Source organism: Pseudomonas lini, assembly GCF_030812475.1.
Taxonomy (GTDB): Bacteria; Pseudomonadota; Gammaproteobacteria; order Pseudomonadales; family Pseudomonadaceae; genus Aquipseudomonas; species Aquipseudomonas lini_A.
In genome coordinates this window covers 343,732-363,202 of record NZ_JAUSSR010000006.1, presented here as the reverse complement: position 1 = coordinate 363,202, position 19,471 = coordinate 343,732, and the positions used below count along the sequence as shown (strand labels likewise).

Below are 19,471 nucleotides of genomic sequence, written 5' to 3'. Positions count from 1 at the left end.
TTTTGAATTTGCGCATGTTCATGAGCGAAGTACCACGCCGCTGTCGTCTTCCCAATACACGTAGACCTGGTCACCCCAGGTTGGGCGTTGACCGCGACGCTCGGCGTTGGCGACGAAAGACTGGACGATCTTGCCGCTCGGCAACTCGACGTGGAACACCGAGTGACCGCCGAGGTAGGCGATGTCGTGCACCTTGCCACTGGACCAGTTGTATTCGCAGGTCGGCATAATCGGCGTCACCAGCAGTTTTTCCGGACGGATCGCGTAGGTCACGGATTTGTCCTGCACCGAGGTGCTGATGCCGTGGCCGACGTAGATCTGGCGGTCCAGGTCCTTGCAGGTGATGGTCGCGTGACCTTCGGCGTCGTCGATCACTTCACCGTCGAAGATGTTGACGTTGCCGATGAATTCGCAGACCAGGCGGCTGGTCGGGGTTTCGTAGATGTCGATAGGGCTGCCGATCTGGGCGATCCAGCCCAGGTGCATGATCGCGATGCGCTCGGCCATGGTCATGGCCTCTTCCTGATCGTGGGTCACCATGACGCAGGTCACGCCGACCCGCTCGATGATCTCCACCAGCTCCAGCTGCATTTGCGAGCGCAGCTTTTTGTCCAGCGCACCCATCGGTTCGTCGAGCAGCAACAGCTTCGGTCGCTTGGCCAGGGAGCGCGCCAGGGCTACCCGCTGACGCTGGCCACCGGACAACTGATGCGGCTTGCGCTTGGCGTACTGGCTCATCTGCACCAGCTTGAGCATGTCGGCCACGCGCGCGTCGACTTCCGCGGCGGGGAGCTTGTCCTGCTTGAGACCGAAGGCGATGTTCTGCGCCACGGTCATGTGCGGGAACAAGGCGTAGGACTGGAACATCATGTTGATCGGCCGCTCGTAGGGCGGCATGTCGGTGATGTCTACGCCATCGAGGAAAATGCGCCCCTCCGTGGGCCGTTCGAAACCTGCGAGCATGCGCAGCAAGGTCGATTTGCCCGATCCCGAACCGCCGAGCAGGGCGAAAATCTCGCCCTTCTTGATTTCCAGGGACACATCGTCCACGGCAATCGTCTCGTCGAACTTCTTCGTGACCCGGTCGATTTTGACCAGCACCTGTTTAGGTGACTGGTCGCCCTCGAGGGCTTTCTTATAGGCGCCGGAGGCAACTGCCATTTACGAAACTCCCAACAAAATTTGCAGGTCGCCCAGATGAGCGAACCCTGGATAGCTTGAGCCTTGCAGCTATTTACCCGACTTGACCTTGGTCCAGCTGCGGGTCATCAAACGCTGAATATTCGGCGGTAACTCGATCGATACGTACGTCTTGTCGAGGACTGCCTGCGGTGGATAAACCGACTCGTCGGTGCGAATCGACTGTTCCATCAACTTGTCCGAACCGGGATTCGGGTTGGCGTAGCCGACATAATCACTGACCTGGGCAATCACCTCCGGTTTCAGCAAATAGTTGATAAACGCGTGGGCTTCCTTGGCGTTGGCCGCATCCTTGGGAATTGCCAGCATGTCGAACCAGAGCGCACCACCCTCTTTAGGAATCGAGTAGGCGATGTTCATGCCTTTGCCGGCTTCTGCTGCCCGGGCCTTGGCCTGGAACATGTCGCCGGAGAACCCGATGGCAACGCAGATGTCGCCGTTAGCCAGGTCGGCGATGTATTTGGAGGAGTGGAAGTAAGTCACGTAAGGGCGCACCGCCAGCAACTTGGCTTCGGCCTTTTTATAATCCTCGGGATTGGTGCTGTTGGCGTCGAGTCCCATGTAGTTGAGGACGGTGGGCATCATTTCATCGGCGGAGTCGAGGAACGCGACGCCGCAGCTGTGCAGCTTCTTGATGTTCTCCGGCTCGAACACCACGTCCCAGGAGTCGATCTTGTCGAGGCCCAGTACCGCCTTGACCTTGTCGACGTTGTAGCCGATGCCGTTGGTGCCCCACAGATACGGCACGGCGTACTGGTTGCCCGGATCGTTCTCTTCCAGGCGCTTGAGCAATACCGGGTCGAGATTGGAAAAGTTGGTCAGCTGCTTCTTGTCGAGCTTCTGGAATGCGCCGGCCTTGATCTGCTTGCCAAGGAAGTGGTTGGATGGCACCACCACGTCATACCCGGTACGCCCGGCCAGCAACTTGCCTTCCAGGGTTTCGTTGGAGTCGAACACGTCATAGACCGGCTTGATTCCGGTCTCTTTCTCGAAGTCAGCCAGGGTGGTCTCGCCGATGTAGTCCGACCAGTTATAAATATGCACGGTGCCGGCCGCCTGGACACCGACGGCCATCGTCAGTCCGGCGCCGACCAGCAAGGCATTGCGCAACAAAGAAAAAATAGGCAAGTGGAGGTCCTCTAAAATGAGTTGGGCCCAAGTTGCCCCGCGTTACATGACAGCCATGGCTGCCTGGCAACAAAACCGGCGCGCAACTTACCCTCGAAAAACCGTTCCAGCAAAACTTTTATACAGTTACCTGTAGGAGCGAGCTTGCTCGCGATGGTCGTCAACGATAACGTTGTGCGCCTGACACCCCGCAGGGTTCTCAGGTTCATCGCGAGCAAGCTCGCGTCGGCCGGCTGCTCCTACAGAGGGTTACTTACCGGATTTGATCTTGGTCCAGCTGCGAGTCAGGATCCGCTGGGTGGCGGCCGGCAAGTCGGCAATCGCGTACAGCTTGGCCAGCACGTCCGCTGGCGGGTAGATGCCTGGGTCGGCAGTAATGTCTTTATCGACCAAGGCGGTCGCCGCCTGGTTACCGTTCGGGAAGCGTACGGCGTTGGTGATTTCAGCCATGATTTCCGGCTTCTGCAGGAAGGTCATGAACTTGTAGGCGCCGTCGACGTTTTCGGCATCTTTAGGGATGGCGACCATGTCATAGAAGCTGCCTGCACCTTCTTTCGGAATGTTGTAGCTGACTTTGACTTTGTCACCGGCTTCAGCGGCGCGAGCCTTGGCCTGGTAGATGTCGCCCGAGTACCCGACGGCGACGCAGATGTTGCCGTTAGCCAGGTCGGAGATGTACTTGGACGAGTGGAAGTAGCCCACCGAAGGACGAATCTTCAGGAACAATGCTTCGGCTTCAGCCAATTGTTTTTTGTCCTGGCTGTCGGTTGGATAGCCCAGGTAGTGCAGCGCCACCGGGATCATCTCGGTGGGCGAATCGAGGAAACTGATACCGCACGACTTCAACTTCGCGGCGTTTTCAGGCTTGAACAGCAAGTCCCAGGAATTGGTCGGCGCATCGGCACCCAGTGCCGCCTTGACCTTCTCGGCGTTGAAGCCGATACCGATCGAACCCCACATGTAAGGGAAGGCGTGTTCGTTACCCGGGTCGCTCACCGAAACGGCTTTAAGCAGGTCAGGGTTCAGGTTCTTCCAGTTGGGCAACTTGGACTTGTCCAGCTTCTGGTAAACGCCGGCCTTGATCTGCTTGGCCAGGAAGTTGTTCGACGGTACGACGATGTCGTAACCGGACTTGCCTGCCAGCAACTTGGCTTCCAGGGTTTCGTTACTGTCGAATACGTCGTAGACCACCTTGATGCCCGATTCGGCTTCGAACTTCTTGACGGTATCCGGTGCGATGTAATCGGACCAGTTGTATACGTGAAGAACCTTGTCATCCGCCTGAACTGCACCCGCCATCACGCCCATCAGGGACATGGCGAGGAGGGTCTTGCCAGCAATCTTCATACCTAATGCCTTCATGGGTAATGCTCCAATTTTTCTTTTTGACCACGTTCTTGTTAACCAAGAGCCGGCGGCCTTTCCCCGGGCGCCCGGACAAGCGATAGTCTGGCAAGATCCAAGGCAGGCTTTCAAGGAAAGACCCATCCTTTGTTTGCACTGAGCGAAGTGCACACTGCACACCCCGCTCAGAGCCTAGCACTTAGCCCCGCAACGCACTCAGGGTCAGGTCCAGACACTTGCGTGCCTTGGTGACCAACTCATCGATTTCAGCCGGTGTAATCACCAGGGGCGGAGCAATGATCATGGTGTCGCCCACGGCGCGCATGATCAGGCCGTTTTCGAAGCAGAACGTGCGGCAGATCATGCCAACGCCCTTGCCCTCGTAACGTTTGCGAGTGGCCTTGTCCTGAACCAGTTCGATGGCCCCCAACAGACCGACTCCGCGCACTTCCCCCACCAGCGGGTGATCGCTCAGTTCCCGCAGACGTTTCTGCAAATAGGGTGCCGTTTCTGTATGGACGCGCTCGACAATTTTTTCTTCGCGCAGGATGCGGATGTTTTCCAGGGCCACCGCAGCAGCGACCGGGTGCCCGGAATAGGTGAAGCCGTGGTTGAAATCGCCACCTTCGTTGAGCACCGCCACCACTTCGTCGCGCACGATCAGGCCACCCATCGGGATATAGCCCGAGGTCAGGCCTTTGGCGATGGTCATCATGTCGGGCTTGAGGCCGTAGAAATCGGTACCGAACCACTCACCGGTGCGGCCAAAACCACAGATCACTTCGTCCGCCACGAACAGGATGTCGTACTTGGCGAGGATTTCCTTGATGCGCGGCCAGTAGGTGTCTGGCGGAATGATCACGCCACCGGCACCCTGGATCGGCTCGGCAATGAAGGCCCCGACGTTGTCGACGCCGACTTCCAGAATCTTCTCTTCCAGCTGATTGGCTGCCCAGATACCGAACTCGTCCGGCGTCATGTCGCCACCTTCACCGAACCAGTAAGGCTGGGCGATGTGGACGATGCCCGGGATCGGCAAGTCGCCCTGCTCGTGCATGTACGTCATGCCACCCAGGCTCGCGCCGGCGACGGTGGAACCGTGATAGCCGTTCTTGCGGCTGATGATGACTTTCTTCTTCGGCTGGCCCTTGATCGCCCAATAGTGGCGGACCATGCGCAACATGGTGTCGTTGCCTTCGGAACCGGAACCGGTGAAGAACACGTGATTCATGCCCTCAGGGGCGATGTCGGCGATAGCCTTGGCCAACTCCAGCACCGGCGGGTGAGCGGTCTGGAAGAACAGATTGTAGTAAGGCAGTTCGCGCATCTGCTTGCTGGCGGCATCGGCCAGTTCGTCGCGACCGTAGCCGACCGCTACGCACCACAGGCCGGCCATGCCATCGAGGATCTTGTTGCCTTCACTGTCCCAGAGGTAAACGCCCTTGGCGCTGGTGATGATCCGCGGGCCTTTCTCTTTCAGCTGCTTGAAGTCGCTGAACGGGGCAAGGTGGTGGTCGTTGCTCAGGGTTTGCCATTCACGGGTTTGCGGATTGTTGCTGGTCATGCGAATTCTCCTAAGATTGTGCAGTGAAGGGCGCGGCAATTTCCCGCCGCGCCCGGCGCATCAGACGGCAAAGAGCAGGAATTCCCGCTCCCATGAACTGATCACGCGCTTGAAGTTTTCATGCTCGGCCCGCTTGACCGCGACGTAGCCAGTGATGAATTTCTTGCCCAGGTATTTCTCGATGGTCGCGCTGTTTTCCATGCGCTCCAGCGCGTCCTCGATGGTCAGTGGCAGGCGCAGGTTGCGGCGCTCATAGCCGCGCCCCACCACCGGCGCACTCGGGTTCAAGCCTTCGACCATGCCGATGTAACCGCAGAGCAGGCTCGCGGCGATGGCCAGGTACGGATTGGCGTCGGCCCCCGGCAGGCGGTTTTCCACCCGACGGTTTTGCGGCCCGGCATCCGGAACCCGCAGGCCCACGGTGCGGTTCTCCTCGCCCCACTCCACGTTCACCGGTGCCGAGGTGTCCGGCAGGAAGCGGCGGAACGAGTTGACGTTCGGGGCGAACAGCGGCAACAGCTCGGGGATCAGTTTCTGCAAGCCACCGATGTGGTTCAGGAACAGCTGGCTCATGGTCCCGTCTGCATTGGAGAAAACGTTCTTGCCGGTCTCGATGTCGATGATGCTCTGGTGCAAGTGCATCGCGCTGCCCGGCTCGCCGGTCATCGGCTTGGCCATGAAGGTGGCCGCCACGTCGTGCTTGAGTGCCGCCTCGCGCATGGTGCGCTTGAACACCAGGATCTGGTCGGCCAGGGACAGGGCATCGCCGTGACGGAAGTTGATTTCCATCTGTGCGGTGCCGTCCTCGTGGATCAACGTGTCCAGGTCCAGCTCTTGCAATTCACACCAGTCGTAGACGTCTTCGAACAGCGGATCGAACTCGTTCGCCGCCTCGATGGAGAAGGACTGGCGACCGGTTTCCGGGCGGCCGGAACGGCCAATCGGCGGTTGCAGCGGATAGTCCGGGTCCTCGCTGCGCTTGGTCAGGTAGAACTCCATTTCCGGCGCCACGATCGGCTGCCAACCATGGTCGGCGTAGAGTTTCAGGACCTTCTTGAGCACGTTGCGCGGCGACAGCTCGATCGGGTTGCCTTGCTTGTCATAGGTGTCGTGGATCACCTGGGCGGTCGGCTCGATGGCCCAGGGCACCAGGAACACCGCATTCGCGTCCGGCCGACAGATCATGTCGATGTCCGCCGGGTCGAGCAGTTCGTAATAGATGTCGTCTTCGACATAGTCGCCGGTCACGGTCTGCAACAGAACGCTCTCGGGCAGGCGCATGCCTTTTTCGGCAATGAACTTGTTGGTCGGCGAAATCTTGCCCCGGGTGATCCCGGTCAAGTCGGCGATCATGCATTCGACTTCTGTGATCTTGTGGTCTTTCAACCAATCGGTGAGCTGGTCGAGGTTGTGACTCATAAATGCCTCTTAGGCTGAGTTTCCTGACTCTTATAAGTCAGGCGTTGTTTGACGCATCGGCGTCGCTGGGTACAGATTGCCACTGCAATGACCGCGCACAAAGGCCCACCTCGACAATGTCGTGGATCAACGAACGCGTGAATGGCCGTGCAGAATCATGAGCAGGACCCGACACATTAGCCGAGCCGCCAGCGTGAAAGGGTTCTATATTGGAAAGAGCGCCGGAAAAGAGAATGCCGTGCAGGCCGTCCAGAATATCGGACAGGGCAGACACATCCGGCAAGGATCGAACAATTACCTGCACGCCCTTGGCCGCTGAGGCTGCGGCGTGGACATGCGTGTCGCCACTGATGTGATAAGTATGCAGACCGATCTGCCCGGGGCAGAGGGTGACGCCGATTAACGGCAGGCGAGACATGAAGCACCCCGGTATTATTGCTGTTATGGGTTTGAATCGAGCTTAGCCTTGTTCATTTTTTTACACAACACCCCCGTAAAAAATACAACACGGCCTGCTCAAGCCCGCGGACGGCAAAGCGCTCAAAGGCATAAAAACGCCCCAAACTGCCTCAAAAAAGCCCTGAGAGCGCTTTTTCAGGGCAAAAAAGGCCTGACTTGACTTCGGCATGCCGTTCGGGTTGACTGGAAACCGAAGAGATCAATGATTGATATTTTTAACAACAAAGGTGTTGCATCATGTCGGTACCCCCGCGTGCCGTTCAGCTTAACGAAGCGAACGCGTTCCTTAAGGAACATCCTGAGGTTCTGTACGTTGACCTTCTGATTGCGGATATGAATGGTGTGGTGCGCGGCAAGCGCATTGAACGCACCAGTCTCCACAAGGTTTACGAGAAAGGCATCAACCTGCCGGCCTCTCTATTTGCTCTGGATATCAATGGCTCGACGGTGGAAAGCACCGGCCTGGGCCTGGACATCGGCGATGCTGACCGAATCTGCTATCCAATCCCCGACACCCTGTGCAACGAGCCCTGGCAGAAGCGCCCTACCGCGCAACTGCTGATGACCATGCACGAACTCGAAGGTGAACCTTTCTTCGCGGATCCCCGTGAAGTCCTGCGTCAAGTTGTTACCAAGTTTGACGAGATGGGCCTGACCATCTGCGCCGCGTTTGAACTGGAGTTCTACCTGATCGACCAGGAGAACGTGAACGGCCGCCCACAGCCGCCGCGCTCGCCGATCTCCGGCAAACGTCCGCATTCGACTCAGGTGTACCTGATCGACGACCTCGACGAATACGTCGACTGCCTCCAGGACATTCTGGAAGGTGCGAAAGAGCAAGGCATCCCTGCCGACGCCATCGTCAAGGAAAGTGCCCCGGCGCAGTTCGAAGTGAACCTGCACCACGTGGCCGACCCGATCAAGGCCTGCGACTACGCGGTTTTGCTCAAGCGCCTGATCAAGAACATCGCCTACGACCATGAGATGGACACCACCTTCATGGCCAAGCCTTATCCAGGCCAGGCGGGCAACGGTCTGCACGTCCACATCTCGATTCTCGACAGAGACGGCAAGAATATTTTTGCCAGCGAGGATCCCGAGCAGAACGCCGCACTGCGTCACGCGATCGGCGGTGTGCTCGAGACCCTACCGGCGCAGATGGCTTTCCTCTGCCCGAACGTCAACTCGTACCGGCGTTTCGGCGCACAGTTCTACGTGCCGAACTCGCCGTGCTGGGGCCTGGACAACCGCACCGTGGCGATCCGCGTACCGACCGGCTCCTCCGATGCCGTGCGCATCGAACACCGGGTTGCCGGCGCCGATGCCAACCCGTACCTGCTGATGGCTTCGGTGTTGGCGGGCGTGCACCATGGCCTCACCAACAAGATCGAGCCAGGCGCACCGGTGGAAGGCAACAGCTACGAGCAGAACGAGCAAAGCCTGCCGAACAACCTGCGCGATGCACTGCGCGAGCTGGACGACAGCGAAGTCATGGCCAAGTATATCGATCCGAAATACATCGATATCTTTGTCGCCTGTAAGGAGAGTGAGCTGGAAGAGTTTGAACATTCCATCTCCGATCTTGAGTACAACTGGTACCTGCATACCGTTTAAGCGGTTGCAGTAGAAAACAACGCCGCCGGCTTCACAGCTTGCGGCGTTTTTTTATGGCCGCCTTCGGCGGTTCGCTGGCAAGCCAGCTCCTACAGGGAGCGTGTTGAACACAAATACATGGTATCGACGCGATCCTTGTAGGAGCTGGCTTGCCAGCGAAGGCGGCCGAGAAGACAACACACAACCCTGCTCGTACAATGCCCCCTGCCCCCGCAGGAGACTTCAATGACCCGACTCGCCACCCCACGCAAACCCCGCGCCCGCAGCCAGGCCCGAATCGATTCGATACTCGATGCCGCCCGCACGCTGCTGGCTGCCGAGGGCGTGGCCAGTCTGTCGATCTACAGTGTCGCCGAACGCGCGCAGATCCCGCCCTCCTCGGTCTACCACTTCTTCGCCAGCGTCCCGGCCCTGCTCGAAGCCCTGACCGCCGATGTCCACGCCGCCTTCCGCGCGTGCCTGCAAGCCCCCATCGACCATAACGCCCTCAGCGGCTGGCGCGACCTGTCGCGGCTGGTGGAGCAACGCATGCTCGAGATCTACAGCGAAGACGCCGCAGCCCGCCAACTGATCCTCGCCCAGCACGGCCTGACCGAAGTCACCCAGGCCGACCGCCAGCATGACATCGAGCTGGGCGACCTGATGCACAAGCTGTTCGATCATCATTTTGAGCTGCCGAGGCTGCCGAGTGATGTCGATGTGTTTGCGTTGGCCATGGAACTGGGGGATCGGGTGTATGCGCGCTCGGTGCAGCAGCATGGGCAGATCACGCCGCGCATGGCGGAGGAAGGGATGCGGGTGTTTGATGCGTACCTGGGGTTGTATTTGCCGCCGCATTTGCCCAAGCGCGTTATTCCTGCCTGAGATCTTCGTCGGCTTCACCGGCCTCTTCGCGAGCAGGCTCGCTCCCACATTTGATCTCAAGCGAACATGGCATTCGCGAATAACACAACTCCCTGTGGGAGCGAGCCTGCTCGCGAAGGGCGCACCACCGAACCCACTGGTTCACGCGCACAAAAAACCCCGAAGGGCTCGAGCCCTCCGGGGTTGGGTGCAATGCACGCGCTTACAACTTGGCGATCGACACCTCGGTGGATTTCACAAACGCGATCACTTCGCTGCCCACCACCAGCTCCAGCTCTTTCACCGAGCGCGTGGTGATCACCGACGTCACGATGCCGGAAGCGGTTTGCACGTCGATTTCCGAAAGGACATCACCCAATACGATTTCCTTGATCGAGCCCTTGAACTGGTTGCGAACGTTGATGGCTTTGATAGTCATATGATTTCTCCTGAGGTCGAAATGAGCTGCAAGAGGCAAGCTACAAGTTTCAAGTAAAAGCGCTCTGCCTCTTCTTGCAGCTTGAAGCTTGCAACTTGCCGCTGCTCTTATTGCGCCCAACGCAATTGCGTAGGCAATGGTGAAACAGGTTCCGGCTCCGGCGGCTGGCCGGGCAGCGCCAGCACGCGGTTGAGGACTTCAGTTTCCAGCGCCGCCAGCCGATGGGAGCCGCGAACCCGAGGTCGTGGCAATTCCACGTGCAGATCGAGACCGACTTCTCCGTCTTCGATCAGGATCACCCGATCGGCAATCGCCACCGCTTCACTGACGTCGTGGGTCACCAGCAACACGGTAAAACCGTGCTTCTGCCACAGGCGTTCGATCAGTTGCTGCATTTCAATGCGGGTCAGGGCATCCAGGGCGCCCAGGGGCTCGTCCAGCAGCAGCAAGCGCGGTTGGTGGATCAGCGCGCGGGCTAGGGCCACACGTTGCTTCTGCCCCCCGGACAAGGCTGCCGGCCACTCATTGGCGCGATCCGCCAGGCCGACCGCTTCCAACGCTTCCAGGGCTTGCGGCCGCCAGTTGCCCTTGAGCCCGAGACCGACGTTGTCGATCACCTTCTTCCAAGGCAACAGGCGCGCTTCCTGGAACATCAGCCGGGTGTCTTCCCGCGCCTCACTCAGCGCTGCGGAGCCGGCCAGCAATTCACCGCCCGTGGGCTTGTCGAGACCGGCTAGCAAACGCAGCAAGGTACTTTTGCCGCAGCCGCTGCGACCGACGACCGCGACGAATTGACCCGCAGGAATGTGCAGATCGATCTCGCGCAACACTTGCCGCGAACCGAAGGTTTTTTGCAGCTTGCGTACCGCCAGCGGAATACCGCGCAGCAGGCGTGGAGGTTGTTGAGCGGTCATGCGGCACCTCCCTTGGAAACCTGATAGGCCGGATGCCAGCGCAACCACACACGTTCAAGGCCACGGGCCGCGAGGTCGGCAAGTTTACCAAGCACCGCGTACAGCAGAATCGCCAGCACCACCACGTCGGTCTGCAGGAACTCCCGGGCATTCATCGCCAGGTAGCCGATGCCGGAGCTGGCGGAAATGGTTTCCGCGACGATCAGGGTCAGCCACATGAAGCCCAGGGCGAAGCGCACACCGACCAGAATCGAAGGCAGCGCACCGGGCAGGATCACCTGACGGAACAGGCTGAAACCGGATAAGCCATAACTGCGGGACATTTCCACCAGCGCCGGGTCGACGTTGCGGATGCCGTGATAGGTGTTGAGGTAGATCGGGAACAAGGTGCCCAGTGCGACCAGGAAAATCTTCGCCGACTCGTCGATGCCGAACCACAGGATCACCAGCGGAATCAACGCCAGGTGCGGCACGTTGCGAATCATTTGCACCGAGCTGTCGAGCAGGCGCTCACCCCATTTCGACAGGCCGGTGATGAAACCCAGGGTCAGGCCGATGCCGCCGCCAATGGCGAAACCCAGCGCCGCACGCCAGCCACTGATGGCCAGGTGAGTCCAGATTTCACCGCTGCGGACCAGGCTCACGCCGGCTTCGATGACGGCAACGGGCGCGGGCAGGATTCGCGTCGACAACCAGCCTGCCGACACCGACAACTGCCATACCGCCAGCAGCAACACCGGCAACGCCCAGGGCGCGAGACTATGGATAAGTTTCTTCATGGTGCGCCTCAGCTCTGAGACGCGGCTTTGGGAAGAATGTCATTGGCGACCATCTCACCGAAGGGGCTGACGTAACCGGCGCTTTTCGGTATCTCCGGCCGTTCGATGTCCAGGTGCGGGAACAGCAGTTCGGCGACACGGTAGGATTCTTCCAAGTGTGGATAACCGGAGAAGATGAAGGTGTCGATGCCCAGGTCCGCGTATTCCTTCACGCGGGCGGCCACGGTCGGACCATCGCCCACCAGCGCCGTACCTGCACCGCCGCGCACCAGGCCGACACCGGCCCACAGGTTGGGGCTGACTTCCAGGTTGTCACGGCTGCCGCCATGCAGCGCCGCCATGCGTTGCTGGCCGACGGAATCGAAGCGCGCCAGAGACGTCTGGGCACGGGCGATGGTTTCGTCGTCCAGGTGCGAGATCAAGCGATCAGCCGCCTGCCACGCCTCGGCATTGGTTTCACGCACGATCACATGCAGGCGAATGCCGAAGCGCACGGTGCGCCCGAGCTTCGCGGCCTTGGCGCGTACCTGTTCAATCTTCTCGGCCACGGCTGCAGGCGGCTCGCCCCAGGTCAGGACCATTTCCACCTGCTCTGCCGCGAGGTCTTGCGCCGCTTCCGACGAACCGCCGAAGTACAGCGGCGGACGCGGTTGCTGGATCGGTGGATAGAGCAGCTTGGCGCCCTTGACGCTGATGTGCTGACCGTCGTAATCGACGGTTTCGCCTTCCAGCACCCGGCGCCAGATGCGGGTGAATTCCACCGAAGCCTGGTAGCGCTCTTCGTGGGTCAGGAACAAACCGTCACCGGCCAGTTCATCCGGGTCGCCACCGGTGACCAGATTGAACAGCGCGCGGCCGCCGGACAGGCGATCCAGGGTCGCAGCCTGACGCGCCGCCACCGTCGGGGAAATGATCCCGGGGCGCAGGGCGACGAGGAATTTCAGACGCTGGGTCACCGGAATCAGCGACGCCGCCACCAGCCACGAATCTTCGCAGGAGCGCCCGGTAGGGATCAGCACCCCGCCGAAGCCCAGACGATCCGCCGCTTGCGCGACTTGCTGCAGGTAACCGTGGTCGACGGCGCGAGCGCCTTCGGCGGTGCCAAGGTAATGGCCGTCGCCATGGGTAGGCAGGAACCAGAAAATATTGAGGCTCATGGAGTGGTCTCCTTAGGAAATCGAATTACTGCGTTTTGGCAACGGCCGCCGGTGGCGTCCAGATCACGTCTTTGATGCTCAGCGGCTTGGGAATCAGCTTGAGCTGATGGAAGCTGTCGGCGATTTTCTGTTGCGCGGCGACCACTTCAGGAGTCAGGAACAGCGCGCCGTAACCCTGGCGTTTCACCGAGGTCAGGGTGATGTCCGCCGGCAGGCCGAGCAGTGGCGCGACTTGTTTGGTCACATCTTCGGGATTGGCCTTGGACCATTCACCGACCGCGCGCACTTCTTCCACCAGGGTCTTGATCACCTCGGGATTTTTCTGCGCGTAGGGTTTGGTCGCCAGGTAGAACTGATGGTTGTCGACGATGCCCTGGCCATCACGCAGGGTGCGGGCTTGCAACTGCTGTTCGGCGGCGGCCTGGTAGGGGTCCCAGATCACCCAGGCATCGACGCTGCCACGCTCGAACGCGGCGCGGGCATCGGCCGGTGGCAGGAACACGGTCTGAATGTCGGTGTATTTGAGGCCGGCGTCTTCCAGCGCACGGACCAGCAGGTAGTGCACGTTGGAGCCTTTGTTCAGGACGACTTTCTTGCCCTTGAGCTCTTGCACCGATTTGATCGGCGAGTCCTTCGGCACCAGGATCGCTTCGCTGTGCGGCGCCGGTGGTTCATAGGCGACGTAGAGCAGATCGGCGCCGGCCGCCTGGGCGAATACCGGTGGCGTTTCGCCGGTGACGCCGAAGTCGATGGAGCCGACGTTCAGGCCTTCGAGCAGCTGCGGGCCGCCGGGGAACTCGGTCCATTGCACGTCCACGCCTTGGGCGGCGAGGCGTTTTTCCAGAGTGCCTTTGGCTTTGAGCAGCACCAAAGTGCCGTACTTCTGATAACCGATCCTTAAAGTCTCGGCCTGAGCTTGAGTAATGACGCCGAAGGACACAGCCGCAGCAAACAGAGCGACCAGACCACGACGCAAAATGACAGTGCGCATGGCGCTCTCCTTTTTGCAGTTGGGTTTTGGCTGCACCTGCTTGCCCGTTAGCGGGCCAGTAAGGTGAGTACTTCAAATTCAGGTGTGGCTTATTAAGTGCCGGCTTAAATGCTCCAGCGAGCACTCAACAGACGTTCATTCAACAGGTTCGGGTCGATCGGTTTTGGCCGTCGTGCCATGGCGCTGAAAAACAGCTCGAGCGATTCGCTCAATCGTTGTTCCAGCTCGGGCGCCAGTTGCGCCTGGGCACTGCCTTCGCCATAAGCGATCTGGCTGTCGACGGCGAAAATTCCATGGAGCATTTCCTGAGCCTTCAATGCCGACAACACCGGCTTTAGGGCGTAATCCACCGCCAGCATGTGGGCGATGCTGCCGCCGGTGGCCATTGGCAAAACCACTTTGTGAGCCAGAGCGCGCTCGGGCAGCAGGTCCAGCACGGTTTTCAATGCGCCGGAGAACGACGCCTTGTAGACAGGGGTGGCGATCAACAGCCCATCAGCATTTTCAATCTGTTGCAGCAGGTCGATCACCTTCGGACTGTCGAACCGTGCGTGCAGCAAGTCTTCGGCCGGGAAGTCCCGTACCTGGTAACTCACCACTTCCACACCTTGCTCCTGCAACCAACGTTGAGCGCGTTCCAGCAGCACCCCGGAACGGGAGCGTTGGCTGGGACTGCCACCGAGTGAGACAACCAGCATTCAGACGATTCCTTGGACGGTGTTGGCGATTCGCGGTTTGCGGTCTCGCTTGGATGGAGTGACCTTAACAGGTGATTTATATATCCATAAATCATATTTATTCATTTAGTTATTCGTTAAAGATCTATATGGGGTATTTTTCTCCAGGCAAAAAAACAGGCCGTCGAAACGGCCTGAAATCCCCTGCTTTATTGATAACTTGAATTTTGCACTGGCCGGTCTGCCGCCTTCGCGGGCGCTCCCACAGTGGTTTGGGTGGATCATAGATTCTGTGGTAGACCCGAAACCCTGTGGGAGCGGGCTTGCCCGCGATAGCGATGTCGGCCATACAGCATTATTTGTTCGGCTGCGGCGTCAGTCGCAGATACGGCTTCACCGCGCGATAACCTTGAGGAAAGCGCGTCCTGATTTCATCCTCGTCCTTGAGTGACGGCACGATCACCACTTCATCACCATCCTGCCAGTTCGCCGGGGTCGCCACCTTGTAGTTATCCGTGAGCTGCAGCGAATCGATCACCCGCAGGATTTCATTGAAGTTGCGACCGGTGCTCGCCGGATAAGTGATGGTCAGCCGAACCTTTTTGTTCGGGTCGATCACGAACAGCGAACGGACGGTCAAGGTGTCATTGGCGTTGGGGTGGATCAGGTCGTAGAGGTCCGACACCTTGCGATCGGCGTCGGCCAGGATCGGGAAATTGACGATGGTGTTCTGGGTTTCGTTGATGTCTTCGATCCACCGGTGGTGCGAATCCACCGGGTCCACGGACAACGCGATGGCCTTGACCCCACGCTGGGCGAACTCGTCTTTGAGCTTGGCCGTGAACCCGAGCTCGGTGGTGCACACTGGCGTGAAATCCGCAGGGTGGGAAAACAGCACACCCCAGCTATCGCCCAGCCACTCGTGGAAACGGAGGGTGCCGACGCTGGAATCCTGTACGAAATCGGGGGCGATGTCGCCCAGTCTGAGGCTCATGGTGCTGCTCCTGATGAGTGCTGGTTGAGCCCACTGTGCCTGTATTTTTTATCTATTAAAAAGAATAAATATCGATTTATTTAGAACACAATAGAATATTAAAATTCTGTTCACTGGACTTGCTCCAGCTTCCGCACGACCATCCGCGGCAAGGTTCGAGAAGGCCTTGAGTCGCTGCAAAAAGAGGGATTTCGATGAAGGCTCACGGGGATGAGCCTGAATCGAAAACACAAAAGCCCCGCCCGGCGTGATGCCGGACGGGGCTTTTTTACATCAGTTACTTAGGTGCTATTACAACAGCGGCAGCGAGTAGCTGAGGATCAGGCGGTTCTCGTCCTGGTCGCGAACGCCCGGGATGTTGGTGCGCCATGTCGCGTTTTTCCACATGAAGCCAACGTTTTTCAACGGCCCCGCAGGCACGACGTAACCCACGGTCAGGTCGCGTTCCCACTCGGAACGGTTGGAGTTGTTTTGCACGCCCGCTGCGTTGACGGTATCGATATCGTCGCCACGTAAGTACACCAGGCCGGCGGTCAAGCCAGGCACACCGACCTTGGCGAAATCGTAGGCGTAGCGCGCCTGCCAGGTGCGTTCGCCGGCACGGCCAAACTTCTGGATCTGCATGTCAGTGATGGTGTAGTTCGACGAACCGTCGCCCTGGTTCAGCCAAGGGAAGTCGCTGCTACCATTGCTGACCTGATAACCAGCACCGAAGGTGTGACCGGCAACGGTGTACAGGAACAGACCGCTGTACAGGTTGTTATCGACCTTGCCTTTGCCACTTGGCACGCCGGTGTAGTTGCCGTTGCTGTAGTAAGCCGGCGTATTGCCGTTGGCACCGTCATCGGCGCTGTTGAAGTAGCGCAAGTCAGACTTCAACACGCCCGGGCCGATGGCCCAATTATGAACCAGACCCAGGAAGTGCTGCTTGTAGAAGTCTTCCAGATTGCCGTAGTAATACTGGGCCGTCAGGTCTTTGGTGATTTTGTAGTCACCGCCGCCGTAGATGAATTTGTTGCTGTTGGCGATACGCGGGTTGGCGCCACCAATGCTCAGTTCTTCATTGCTGCTGGAGTTACGCCCCTTGACGTGCTCGATCTGACCACCAATCAGGGTCAGGTCCTTGATCTCGCCGGAAGTGATCTGGCCACCCTGCCAGGTTTGCGGCAACAGGCGACCGTCGTTGGTCACGATAACCGGCAGTTTTGGCTGCAGGGTCCCCAGCTTCAGTTCGGTCTGGGAGATCTTCGCCTTGGCCGTCAGACCCAGGCTGGAAAAGTTATCCACCGCTTCGCCGTTGGATTCGCTTGGGAAAACAGTGCCACCGTAGGCCGCGCCGTTGGCTGCACCGTTAGTGCCGCCACCCGAGTCAAGACGCACGCCCAACAGGCCGATGGCGTCGACACCCAAGCCTACGGTGCCTTGGGTATAGCCGGAGATGAAACGCAGATCGAAGCCTTGGCCCCACTCCTCGTTTTTGTTGGCACCAGGGCCGTTACGGTTATCCGTGTTGATGTAGAAGTTGCGCAGCCCCAATGTTGCCTTGCTGTCTTCGATGAAACCTGCGGCGCCTGCCTGCTGCGCCAAAACCCCTAAGGCCACAGCCAGGGCCAGGGTGGACTTGTTCATGTTTCGCTCCTATCGTTTCTAATTTTTTTCAGGTTCCTGGTCCTGGTTCGAATGCCCGGATCCTGGACGCGCAATTAGCGCTACACGGTCTGACCGCCGCGATTTGGGCCGGCATGATAAACACAAAAATATTTATTTCATTATTTTTCATTCCATTTTGGAATATATAGCCGCAGTCTTCGTCCGGCCTGGATATAGGAATCCGCCTGGAAGCCAGCTTGCTGAACAAACGAAATTACGGACGATAACTGCTCTTTCCGAGGCAGGTGTTGCTCTTCCATGAGCGTCTGAAGCCACTTTAAGGTCTGGAAACAAAAACTAAAAAGAATAAAAAATTAGCTAGTTATATTAGTTTGATATATGAAAAAATTGGCAAAAAAAAGCCTCACCCTGCTGGACGCAATGCTGTTGCAAGAGCGAGCTTGCTCGCGATGGATTTCAGAACACCGCGTGTTACCAGCAAACACGCGTCATCGTTGACGACCATCGCGAGCAAGCTCGCTCCTGCAACAGCATTACGCTCGACGGGTTGAGGCTTTACGCAGGATCGATTACATGAAGCTGTAGGTGTAGTTGAAGATCAGACGGGTCTGGTCCTGGTCGGCGATACCGGTATCGCTGCCACGGTAGGTACCATGGCGCAGCGTCGTGCCGAAACCTTTGAGAGGCCCCTGCTGGATGACATAGTCCACACGCAAGTCGCGTTCCCATTCGGACTGATCGCCGCTGGTGCCGTTGGCCGCTTTGATGTTATCGCCGTGCAGGTAGGCAACCGAGGTTTTCAAGCCAGGAACACCCAGAGAAGCGAAGTCGAGAGTGTACTGGCCGAAGGTGGTGTTTTCACCCGCGCGCACGAAGCCGTTGATCATCGCATCGGTAAACAGATAGAAGCTCGCGCCACCCGCGCCTTCGTTGCGACCATTGCCATCGACCACGTTGCCCTGGTTCAGATAAACGAAGCCACCGTCATCGCTGACACGCTGGTGGCCAACCAGGAAAGCGTTAGGACCCAGCGTGTAGGTGAACATGGCGCTCCAGGTCTTGTTATCGACCTCACCCGGAGTCTTGGCGTAACCACCGTTGTTACTGAACCGGTAGCCCACATCGCCATTCTTGCCGTCTGAGCTGCTGTCGAAATAGCGCAGGTCTGACTTGAAGGACTGGTTGGCGCTGATCGGCAGAACGTGTACCAGGCCGAGGAAGTGCTGCTTGTAGTAGTCTTCCAGGTTCGCATGGTAGTACTGCAGCGTGAGGTCTTTGGTGACCTTCCAGTCCGCACCGGCATAACGGAATTGGTTGCTTTCCTCGGTACCGCCAGCCACTGCCAGGCCGGTGGTGTTGGACGAGGCGCGACCCGCCGCGTGCTCGAGCTGGCCGACGTTGAAGGTCACGTTGTCGATTTCCTTCGAGGTGATGGTGCCACCTTCAAAGGTCTGGGGCAGCAGACGGCTGTCGTTCGCTACCAGGATCGGCATGTTGGGTTGCAGGGCGCCACCATAGTGGGCCTCGGTCTTCGAGAAGCGCGCCTTGACGTTACCGGCCACGCGACTGTACGTGTCCGATGCCGAACCGTCGGTGTCGCTTGGGAAGAAAGAGTTGTTGTCCGGGTGATGACCCCGGCCACCCTCGAGGTGGATACCGAGCAGTGCCTGGGCGTCAAAACCAAAACCGACGGTACCTTGGGTGAAGCCGGACAGATAATCGAACTTCAGGCCTTCAGCGGTCTCGCGCTGATCCGCGCCGCCATCGCGATTATCGTTGTTGTAGTACATGGTGCGGGAACTGACGGACGCCTTGCTGTCTTCGATGAAACCCGCGGCGCCTGCCTGCTGCGCCAAAACCCCTACGGCCACGGCCAGAGCCAAGGTGGACTTGTTCATTGTGTCGCTCCTCTCGTTTCTAATTCTTGTAGTCCTGGTCCCGGGTCATGTGCCCGGGATCCTAAGATGCGCGATTAGCGCCAGACCGTGACTCACAAGTCAATCGTAACTGTGTGTGTCTACGACCATAGTCTAATCCCCGTTTTTTTATCATTCAGCGGTCATGAGTTCGTCATAAGCCCAAAAAAGAACTATTAAAAAACTTTTTTTGTACTTTTAGAAATATAGCCCACCCTTGAAATAGAGCGGTCACCCACTACGCTAATTCCTTAAGGGTATTTGTAATAATTTTTTTAGATCGAAAAGCTTTGCCACAATTCGGAAACCGATCCTTCCCGAAAGGCGATGCCATATCGATCAAACGCGCACTATCCGGTCGATTTATTACAGTTTTTGTATCGCTAGCATTTTCTCCGCCAGTGCATGCTGCGATGCGAACC

The 19,471-nt window shown here is 58.5% G+C and carries 16 protein-coding genes and 1 pseudogene; 2 read left to right on the top strand and 15 right to left on the bottom strand.

Annotation, left to right across the window (positions count from 1 at the left end):
- Positions 1 to 18 precede the first annotated feature (18 nt).
- The 6 genes and pseudogenes from J2W17_RS14385 to J2W17_RS14355 all read right to left on the bottom strand — a co-directional run.
- Positions 19 to 1,161, bottom strand: coding sequence for an ABC transporter ATP-binding protein (locus J2W17_RS14385; protein WP_307334906.1), 1,143 nt, complete (start codon positions 1,159 to 1,161; stop codon positions 19 to 21).
- 69 nt (positions 1,162 to 1,230) lie between these two features.
- Positions 1,231 to 2,328 carry a polyamine ABC transporter substrate-binding protein gene (locus tag J2W17_RS14380; protein WP_307334904.1) on the bottom strand — a complete coding sequence of 366 codons (1,098 nt, stop codon included), beginning with the start codon at positions 2,326 to 2,328 and terminating at the stop codon, positions 1,231 to 1,233.
- A 249-nt stretch (positions 2,329 to 2,577) separates the two neighbouring features.
- A complete protein-coding gene (locus J2W17_RS14370; protein ID WP_307334962.1) occupies positions 2,578 to 3,675 on the bottom strand; it encodes a polyamine ABC transporter substrate-binding protein in 1,098 nt (365 codons plus the stop codon).
- A 196-nt stretch (positions 3,676 to 3,871) separates the two neighbouring features.
- A complete protein-coding gene (locus tag J2W17_RS14365) occupies positions 3,872 to 5,236 on the bottom strand; it encodes an aspartate aminotransferase family protein (RefSeq protein WP_307334902.1) in 1,365 nt (454 codons plus the stop codon).
- 60 nt (positions 5,237 to 5,296) lie between these two features.
- The gene (locus J2W17_RS14360; protein WP_064680331.1) at positions 5,297 to 6,655 is read right to left on the bottom strand and encodes a glutamine synthetase family protein; all 1,359 of its coding nucleotides are present in this window, start codon (positions 6,653 to 6,655) and stop codon (positions 5,297 to 5,299) included.
- A 100-nt stretch (positions 6,656 to 6,755) separates the two neighbouring features.
- Positions 6,756 to 7,073 (bottom strand): annotated as a pseudogene (locus J2W17_RS14355) (gamma-glutamyl-gamma-aminobutyrate hydrolase family protein); the annotation flags it as partial.
- Between the two features lie 278 nt (positions 7,074 to 7,351).
- Between J2W17_RS14355 and J2W17_RS14350 the strand changes: the two are divergent.
- Positions 7,352 to 8,728: a glutamine synthetase family protein gene (locus J2W17_RS14350; protein ID WP_054616983.1), complete on the top strand. Its 1,377-nt coding sequence runs from the start codon at positions 7,352 to 7,354 to the stop codon at positions 8,726 to 8,728.
- A gap of 225 nt (positions 8,729 to 8,953) precedes the next feature.
- Positions 8,954 to 9,592: a TetR/AcrR family transcriptional regulator gene (locus J2W17_RS14345; RefSeq protein WP_307334897.1), complete on the top strand. Its 639-nt coding sequence runs from the start codon at positions 8,954 to 8,956 to the stop codon at positions 9,590 to 9,592.
- A 202-nt stretch (positions 9,593 to 9,794) separates the two neighbouring features.
- On the opposite strand, the gene J2W17_RS14340 is transcribed toward J2W17_RS14345, so the two are convergent.
- From J2W17_RS14340 to J2W17_RS14300, 9 genes are all read right to left on the bottom strand, one after another.
- The gene (locus J2W17_RS14340) at positions 9,795 to 10,010 is read right to left on the bottom strand and encodes a TOBE domain-containing protein (protein WP_003229256.1); all 216 of its coding nucleotides are present in this window, start codon (positions 10,008 to 10,010) and stop codon (positions 9,795 to 9,797) included.
- A gap of 107 nt (positions 10,011 to 10,117) precedes the next feature.
- Entirely contained in the window at positions 10,118 to 10,924 is an 807-nt protein-coding gene (gene ssuB, locus J2W17_RS14335) for an aliphatic sulfonates ABC transporter ATP-binding protein (protein WP_307334896.1), read from the bottom strand.
- Positions 10,921 to 11,703 carry an aliphatic sulfonate ABC transporter permease SsuC gene (ssuC, locus tag J2W17_RS14330; protein ID WP_307334894.1) on the bottom strand — a complete coding sequence of 261 codons (783 nt, stop codon included), beginning with the start codon at positions 11,701 to 11,703 and terminating at the stop codon, positions 10,921 to 10,923. The genes ssuB and ssuC overlap by 4 nt, the downstream gene beginning before the upstream one ends.
- 8 nt (positions 11,704 to 11,711) lie before the next feature.
- On the bottom strand, positions 11,712 to 12,860 hold the full coding sequence (ssuD, locus tag J2W17_RS14325) for an FMNH2-dependent alkanesulfonate monooxygenase (RefSeq protein ID WP_307334892.1): 1,149 nt from the start codon (positions 12,858 to 12,860) through the stop codon (positions 11,712 to 11,714).
- Positions 12,861 to 12,885: 25 nt separating this feature from the next.
- Positions 12,886 to 13,851: a sulfonate ABC transporter substrate-binding protein gene (locus J2W17_RS14320; protein WP_307334890.1), complete on the bottom strand. Its 966-nt coding sequence runs from the start codon at positions 13,849 to 13,851 to the stop codon at positions 12,886 to 12,888.
- 104 nt (positions 13,852 to 13,955) lie between these two features.
- Positions 13,956 to 14,549: an NADPH-dependent FMN reductase gene (gene ssuE, locus J2W17_RS14315; protein WP_064680338.1), complete on the bottom strand. Its 594-nt coding sequence runs from the start codon at positions 14,547 to 14,549 to the stop codon at positions 13,956 to 13,958.
- A gap of 334 nt (positions 14,550 to 14,883) precedes the next feature.
- On the bottom strand, positions 14,884 to 15,522 hold the full coding sequence (locus J2W17_RS14310; RefSeq protein WP_307334887.1) for a peroxiredoxin: 639 nt from the start codon (positions 15,520 to 15,522) through the stop codon (positions 14,884 to 14,886).
- Between the two features lie 291 nt (positions 15,523 to 15,813).
- Positions 15,814 to 17,151, bottom strand: coding sequence for an OprD family porin (locus J2W17_RS14305; RefSeq protein WP_307334885.1), 1,338 nt, complete (start codon positions 17,149 to 17,151; stop codon positions 15,814 to 15,816).
- A 551-nt stretch (positions 17,152 to 17,702) separates the two neighbouring features.
- Positions 17,703 to 19,031: an OprD family porin gene (locus J2W17_RS14300; protein ID WP_307334883.1), complete on the bottom strand. Its 1,329-nt coding sequence runs from the start codon at positions 19,029 to 19,031 to the stop codon at positions 17,703 to 17,705.
- Positions 19,032 to 19,471 lie beyond the last annotated feature (440 nt).